Origin of the sequence: Streptomyces niveiscabiei, from assembly GCF_001419795.1 — a bacterium.
GTDB classification, from domain to species: domain Bacteria; phylum Actinomycetota; class Actinomycetes; order Streptomycetales; family Streptomycetaceae; genus Streptomyces; species Streptomyces niveiscabiei.
In genome coordinates this window covers 1-6,636 of record NZ_LIRL01000413.1, presented here as the reverse complement: position 1 = coordinate 6,636, position 6,636 = coordinate 1, and the positions used below count along the sequence as shown (strand labels likewise).

The window sequence follows — 6,636 nt, the reverse complement described above, 5'->3', positions numbered from 1 at the left end:
CCCCCGACCACCACCCCGCGCCCCACGGTCACGACGAACGCCCCGGCGACGACCGCCCCCCGCCCCCCGCCACCCTGCCGCTTGCCCCGCCTGTGCCTGCTCACGCCGTCAACCTACGACTCACGACCGACCACCCGTCGTCCACCACACGTTCCGAAACTCTCCCGATCGAGTGAAATTCGGGCAACTGTCGGACACACCACGACCACTCTCGATACGGTGACGCCACACCAGCCCCCCGTGACACGAGGACCACCGCTGCCCGCCCACCGCGTGGCCATACCGGCCCTTCCCGAACAACCATCACCTACGCACACCCGCCTCCCGGCGTTCAACACCGCACCCCCGGCCGAGGCCCACACCCTCCTCCTGTCCTGCCTCCACAGCGAAACCTGGGCACAAAGAGTCGCAACCCACCGCCCCTACCCCACGCTCGACGCCCTCCTGGCAGCAGCGGACGAGGCAGCGTACGACCTGACGAGGGCCGAGTTGGCGGAGGCCCTGGCGGCGGAAAAAACGCCGCAACTCCCACCAGAAACGTACGCAGCGGCTCACATGGCCCTCAGTGCGGCACACGCGGCATACGAGTCGAAGTTCGGCCACGCCTTCGTCGTCTGCGAGGACTCTCTGGACGCCGTCCTGGAAGCCATCCGGTCACGATTGCCAAACGATCCGGAGGACGAACGGGTACTGGCGGCAGAGGAACTCCGCAAGCTCGCAAAGGAACGGTTGCTGAGGGCTTTTTAGGGGCGCGGGGAACTGCGCGACCAGCCACAACGGCGCCGCACCCGGCACATAACAGCACCCACCACCCCAGATGCCGCACGGCTTCACCCATCCGCGTGCCACTTTGATCACACCGGTAGGCCCGCCGTAAACCCGCCCCCACCGCGTAGCTAACATGCTGGGGGCCGGTGGACCGTACCCGGCCGGGCCGACCGACAGCACAAGCCGGCAGGCCCCGAACCCCGCTCCCGGAGGGACTTCCGTGCCGGCTGGAACGCTGTACCGCGGCCGGGAAGGAATGTGGTCCTGGGTGGCTCACCGAGTCACCGGCGTCCTCATCTTCTTCTTCCTGTTTGTCCACGTACTCGACACCGCTCTCGTGCGTGTCTCCCCCGAGGACTACGACAAGGTCGTAGCCACGTACAAGACGCCGATCGTCGCGTGCCTTGAGTACGGCCTCGTCGCCGCCATCCTCTTCCACGCGCTCAACGGCCTCCGCGTCATCGCCGTCGACTTCTGGTCGAAGGGCCCGCGCTACCAGAAGCAGATGCTCTGGACGGTCGTCGGCCTGTGGCTCGTGCTGATGATCGGCGCGATCTACCCCGTCCTCGGCCACGCGGCCCGCGAACTCTTCGGGAGCTGACACCGATGGCCACCACCGAAACCACCGCGTCCGGCATCGGCCCCGTCGAGGGCGGTTCGCTGTACGACGTCGACAACCCGGCCCCGTACATCGAGGCCCCGCGCAAGCGCACGAAGAAGACCCCGAAGTCGACGAGGGGCAACTTCGAGCTGGTCGCGTGGCTGTTCATGCGGCTGTCCGGCATCGTCCTGGTCGTCCTGGTCATCGGGCACCTGCTGATCCAGCTCGTGCTGGACGGCGGCGTCTCCAAGATCGGCTTCGCGTTCGTCGCGGGCCGCTGGGCGTCCCCGTTCTGGCAGGTCTGGGACCTGCTGATGCTGTGGCTGGCGATGCTGCACGGCGCGAACGGCCTGCGTACGGTCATCAACGACTACGCGGAGCGCGCGAACACCCGGCTGTGGCTCAAGGGCCTGCTCTACACCGCCACGGTGTTCACCATCCTGCTGGGCACGCTGGTGATCTTCACCTTCGACCCGAACATCCGCTAGGCACGGGGCTGCGACCAACATGAAGATCCACAAGTACGACACCGTCATCGTCGGCGCGGGCGGCGCCGGTATGCGCGCGGCCATCGAGTCGACGAAGCGCAGCCGCACCGCCGTGCTGACGAAGCTCTACCCGACCCGCTCCCACACGGGTGCCGCGCAGGGTGGCATGGCCGCCGCGCTGGCGAACGTGGAGGAGGACAACTGGGAGTGGCACACCTTCGACACGGTCAAGGGCGGTGACTACCTGGTCGACCAGGACGCCGCCGAGATCCTGGCGAAGGAGGCCATCGACGCCGTCCTCGACCTGGAGAAGATGGGCCTGCCGTTCAACCGGACGCCCGACGGGACGATCGACCAGCGCCGCTTCGGCGGGCACAGCCGCAACCACGGCGAGGCGCCGGTGCGCCGCTCCTGCTACGCGGCCGACCGCACCGGTCACATGATCCTCCAGACGCTGTACCAGAACTGCGTGAAGGAGGGCGTGGAGTTCTTCAACGAGTTCTACGTCCTCGACCAGCTGATCACCGAGGTCGACGGGGTCAAGCACTCCGCGGGCGTGGTGGCGTACGAGCTGGCGACCGGCGAGATCCACGTCTTCCAGGCGAAGGCCGTGATCTACGCGTCCGGCGGCACCGGCAAGTTCTTCAAGGTGACGTCCAACGCGCACACCCTGACCGGTGACGGGCAGGCCGCCTGCTACCGGCGCGGGCTGCCGCTGGAGGACATGGAGTTCTTCCAGTTCCACCCGACCGGCATCTGGCGCATGGGCATCCTGCTGACGGAGGGCGCCCGCGGTGAGGGCGGCATCCTGCGCAACAAGGACGGCGAGCGCTTCATGGAGAAGTACGCGCCGGTCATGAAGGACCTCGCGTCACGTGACGTCGTCTCGCGCTCCATCTACACGGAGATCCGTGAGGGCCGCGGCTGCGGTCCCGAGGGCGACCACGTCTACCTCGACCTCACGCACCTCCCGCCGGAGCAGCTCGACGCGAAGCTCCCGGACATCACCGAGTTCGCGCGCACCTACCTCGGCATCGAGCCGTACACGGACCCGATCCCGATCCAGCCCACCGCGCACTACGCGATGGGCGGCATCCCGACGAACGTCGAGGGTGAGGTCCTCTCGGACAACACCACCGTCGTCCCGGGCCTGTACGCCGCCGGCGAGGTCGCCTGCGTCTCCGTGCACGGCGCGAACCGCCTCGGCACCAACTCGCTGCTGGACATCAACGTGTTCGGCAAGCGGGCCGGCATCGCGGCGGCCGAGTACTCCCAGGGCGCCGACTTCGTCGAACTCCCGGAGAACCCGGCGCAGTTCGTCGTCGACCAGGTGGAGCAGCTGCGCGCGTCGACCGGCACCGAGCGGGTGGCGGTGCTGCGCAAGGAGCTCCAGGAGACCATGGACGCGAACGTCATGGTGTTCCGGACCGAGCAGACGATCAAGACGGCCGTCGAGAAGATCGCCGAGCTGCGCGAGCGGTACAAGAACGTCTCGGTGCAGGACAAGGGCAAGCGGTTCAACACGGACCTCCTGGAGGCCATCGAGCTGGGCAACCTGCTCGACCTGGCCGAGGTGATGGCCGTGTCGGCGCTGGCCCGCAAGGAGTCGCGCGGCGGTCACTACCGCGAGGACTACCCCAACCGCGACGACGTCAACTTCATGCGCCACACCATGGCGTACCGCGAGGTCGGCGACGACGGCACGGATTCGATTCGTCTCGACTACAAGCCGGTCGTGCAGACCCGCTACCAGCCGATGGAGCGTAAGTACTGATGGCAACTCCCGTTCTGGACAAGGTGGAGGCGGAGGCCGCGGCCTCGGACCACCTCATCACCGTCACGTTCCGCGTCCGCCGGTTCAACCCGGAGGTCTCGGCGGAAGCGGTCTGGGAAGACTTCCTGCTGGAGATCGACCCCAAGGAGCGCGTCCTCGACGGCCTCCACAAGATCAAGTGGGACCTGGACGGCACGCTCACGTTCCGCCGCTCCTGCGCGCACGGCATCTGCGGCTCGGACGCCATGCGGATCAACGGCAAGAACCGTCTTGCCTGCAAGACCCTGATCAAGGACATCAACCCGGCCAAGCCGATCACGATCGAGCCCATCAAGGGCCTCACGGTCCTGAAGGACCTGGTCGTGGACATGGAGCCGTTCTTCCAGGCGTACCGCGACGTCATGCCCTTCCTCATCACGAAGGACACGAACGAACCGACCCGCGAGCGTCTCCAGACGGCCGAGGACCGCGAGCGCTTCGACGACACGACGAAGTGCATCCTCTGCGCGGCCTGCACGTCCTCGTGCCCGGTCTTCTGGAACGACGGCCAGTACTTCGGCCCGGCGGCGATCGTCAACGCGCACCGCTTCATCTTCGACTCGCGCGACGAGGCCGGTGAGCAGCGCCTGGAGATCCTCAACGACCGTGACGGCGTGTGGCGTTGCCGCACGACCTTCAACTGCACGGACGCCTGCCCGCGCGGCATCGAGGTCACGAAGGCGATCCAGGAGGTGAAGCGAGCGCTCATCACGCGCCGCTTCTAGCTTCCGGGTACGCCCCACTGGGCCCCGTTCCTCCGGTGTCGCACCGGGGAGCGGGGCCCTGCGCGTTGCCTCGCCTTTCGGCCGGCCGCTGTGGCTTGAAGCGTCAACTCACCTTGATCTGCTTGAGAGTTCAAGCCAGACTCTGGCGCATGGCAATCCTGAGAAAAGCGGCGACGGCCTCCCTGGCCCTCGCAGCCGCGCTCTTCGCGATACCCCCCACTGCCTCGGCCTCCCCCGCGTGGACGACGGAGACGTCCGCCGGCAGCACGATCACGGTGGTGCCCAGCACAAGTGGCCGCCCCGGCAAGGAACTTCTCTTCCACACCGAGGGCAACGGCAAGGCGTTCGTCGTCCTGCCGCTCAAATACCTTCCGGCGAACAGCCTCTGGGCCCGGGTACGGGTGAAGCTGGGCGCCGTGCCGATCCAGCCGGACTGGGCGCACTGGACGCTCGCGGAGGCGTCCGGCAGCGATTCGCCCACGCTGGTACGGCCGTTGGGCGGCCAGTACGCGCCCACCGACAAGGGCAACTTCTACGGCGTCGGCTCGGACCTGGGCGTGACCGGCGACTGGACGAACTGGCGGACCTCGGCGCCGGCCGCCACGGGCGTCTGGCAGTGCCTGGAGTTCCACCTCGACGCGTCCGACAACAAGGTCACGGTGTACTTCGACGGGGTCGAGAACCCCGACCTGACCGTGTCGACGAAGAACCACGGCGGGACCGCCGACGACTTCGTGTTCCCCACGTTCGACAAGCTGAAGCTCGGCTGGCAGCTGTACCAGGCGAACCCGAGCCCCTCGTCGTACGACGTCCGGATGTCCGACATCGCGGTGGGCCCCCGGCGCGCCGGCTGCTGAGCCCGGCCGGGTCCGGCTGAGTCCGACTGAGCCCGTAGGACCGCGGAGGGGTCCGCCCCTGGGAGAAGATCAGGGGCGGACCCGGGACCCCGCGGGGGGGTCAGCCTCGCAGGACGCGGCCCTGCTTGTCCGTGCGGTCGTTGCTGACGAGGAAGATGATCCCGTCGATCAGCGCCCAGAAGCCGAGGCCGCCGCAGGTCAGGAGCTGGGCGATACCGACGCCGACGTTGCCGACGTAGAAACGGCCGATGCCGAGGGTGCCCAGGAAGATCTGGAGGAGGCCGGCGACGATCTTCGACTTGTCGGAGTACGGGCGGCCCTGCGGGTCGTAGCCGTACGGGGCGTCGGCGTTGGGGACGGGGACGGTCATAGGAACTGCTCTCCTGACGGGGACTGCTCGGAAGGCGAGAAGCCGGGGAGCGCGCACGTCAGCCCATGCCTCGGCCGTCCCCCCGGGTGAGCGCCGAGCGTAGGCAGGGGCGGGCGCCGAACGGCAGCCCCGTCGAACTATCGTTCCCCGAACGTGACAAAACTCGCGCCAACTTCCGGCCGGTTCCAGCCACTTCCGGGGTCCGGCTCAACCCGTGCGCGGCAACGGGCGTCGCGTCAGTCGTCGCGTCAGTGCAGGTTGCGGACGACGGCCCAGGCGACGGCGATCCCGAGGATCAACGCCTGCGTACGCCCGCCGGCTTGAGGCCGCCAGCGGCGTCCCCGCCCGATCCCCTCCCACATCCAGCGTCCCAGCAGCGCGAGCGCGAACGGGGAGGCGAGCAGCAGCGCCCGGTTGTCGAGCCACGCCGCGTCCAGACGGCCGTGCATCAGGTCGTACACCATGCGGGTGCCGCCGCACGCGGGGCAGAGCAGCCCGGTGACGAGCCGGAAGGGGCACTGGGGGAGAAGGTGACCCGGTTGGTGCGGGTCGGTGCCGTACAGATACGCCGCCCCCGCGCCCCCGGCGACGAGCACCGCGAGGGGGGCTGTCGCCGGGCGCCGGAGGAAGGAGGCGAACGTGACGGGGTACGCGGGCGCGTCCCCGGTCGGCGCGAGTGGCGTTTCAGCCACGGAGGACTCGGCCCTGGCTGTCCGTCGTGCTGTCGCTGGTCAGCAGGATGATGCCGTCGATCAGGGCCCAGATGCCGAAGCCGCCGCAGGTGAAGAGCTGGGCGAGGCCGAGGCCGACGTGTCCGATGTAGAACCGGCCGACGCCGAGGGTGCCGAGGAAGAGCTGGAGGATCCCCGCGACGATCTTCGACTTGTCGGAGTAGGGGCGGCCGAAGGCGTCGTAGCCGTAGGGGGCGTACGGGTCACCGGTGTACGTCCCGGGCGGCGGCTGGTAACCGACGCCGGGCGGCATCTGGCCGGCGGGGTAGCCGTAGCCCTGCGG

9 protein-coding genes are annotated in these 6,636 nt (G+C 68.5%); 6 read left to right on the top strand and 3 right to left on the bottom strand.

The window, feature by feature from the left end:
* The first annotated feature begins 273 nt into the window (after positions 1-273).
* The 6 genes from AOK24_RS20230 (at position 274) to AOK24_RS20205 (ending at position 5,252) form a co-directional block, all read left to right on the top strand.
* Entirely contained in the window at positions 274-747 is a 474-nt protein-coding gene (locus AOK24_RS20230; protein ID WP_420876676.1) for a 2-oxo-4-hydroxy-4-carboxy-5-ureidoimidazoline decarboxylase, read from the top strand.
* Positions 748-988: 241 nt separating this feature from the next.
* Positions 989-1,369 carry a succinate dehydrogenase, cytochrome b556 subunit gene (gene sdhC, locus AOK24_RS20225; protein WP_079056901.1) on the top strand — a complete coding sequence of 127 codons (381 nt, stop codon included), beginning with the start codon at positions 989-991 and terminating at the stop codon, positions 1,367-1,369.
* A gap of 5 nt (positions 1,370-1,374) precedes the next feature.
* The gene (locus tag AOK24_RS20220) at positions 1,375-1,857 is read left to right on the top strand and encodes a succinate dehydrogenase hydrophobic membrane anchor subunit (RefSeq protein WP_055721466.1); all 483 of its coding nucleotides are present in this window, start codon (positions 1,375-1,377) and stop codon (positions 1,855-1,857) included.
* 19 nt (positions 1,858-1,876) lie between these two features.
* A complete protein-coding gene (gene sdhA, locus AOK24_RS20215) occupies positions 1,877-3,631 on the top strand; it encodes a succinate dehydrogenase flavoprotein subunit (RefSeq protein ID WP_055721465.1) in 1,755 nt (584 codons plus the stop codon).
* Positions 3,631-4,395 (top strand): succinate dehydrogenase iron-sulfur subunit, encoded by a 765-nt coding sequence (locus AOK24_RS20210; RefSeq protein WP_055721464.1) that lies wholly within the window; start codon positions 3,631-3,633, stop codon positions 4,393-4,395. Before sdhA ends, AOK24_RS20210 begins: the two co-directional genes overlap by 1 nt.
* 149 nt (positions 4,396-4,544) lie before the next feature.
* Positions 4,545-5,252 carry a LamG domain-containing protein gene (locus AOK24_RS20205; protein ID WP_055721463.1) on the top strand — a complete coding sequence of 236 codons (708 nt, stop codon included), beginning with the start codon at positions 4,545-4,547 and terminating at the stop codon, positions 5,250-5,252.
* A 100-nt stretch (positions 5,253-5,352) separates the two neighbouring features.
* Here AOK24_RS20205 and AOK24_RS20200 read toward each other — a convergent pair whose 3' ends face one another.
* From AOK24_RS20200 to AOK24_RS20190, 3 genes are all read right to left on the bottom strand, one after another.
* The gene (locus AOK24_RS20200; RefSeq protein WP_055721462.1) at positions 5,353-5,622 is read right to left on the bottom strand and encodes a TM2 domain-containing protein; all 270 of its coding nucleotides are present in this window, start codon (positions 5,620-5,622) and stop codon (positions 5,353-5,355) included.
* A gap of 248 nt (positions 5,623-5,870) precedes the next feature.
* Complete coding sequence (locus AOK24_RS20195) at positions 5,871-6,218, bottom strand: DUF2752 domain-containing protein (RefSeq protein ID WP_055721469.1); 348 nt, start codon at positions 6,216-6,218, stop codon at positions 5,871-5,873.
* A gap of 88 nt (positions 6,219-6,306) precedes the next feature.
* Positions 6,307-6,636 (bottom strand): TM2 domain-containing protein (locus AOK24_RS20190; RefSeq protein ID WP_055721461.1); only part of this gene is annotated, 330 nt, incomplete at its 5' end.

Coding starts and splice junctions, on each gene's coding strand:
- AOK24_RS20220 (WP_055721466.1), top strand. CDS start 1,375: ATGGCCACCACCGAAACCACCGCGTCCGGCATCGGCCCCGTCGAGGGC.
- sdhA (WP_055721465.1), top strand. CDS start 1,877: ATGAAGATCCACAAGTACGACACCGTCATCGTCGGCGCGGGCGGCGCC.
- AOK24_RS20210 (WP_055721464.1), top strand. CDS start 3,631: ATGGCAACTCCCGTTCTGGACAAGGTGGAGGCGGAGGCCGCGGCCTCG.
- AOK24_RS20205 (WP_055721463.1), top strand. CDS start 4,545: ATGGCAATCCTGAGAAAAGCGGCGACGGCCTCCCTGGCCCTCGCAGCC.
- AOK24_RS20200 (WP_055721462.1), bottom strand. CDS start 5,622: ATGACCGTCCCCGTCCCCAACGCCGACGCCCCGTACGGCTACGACCCG.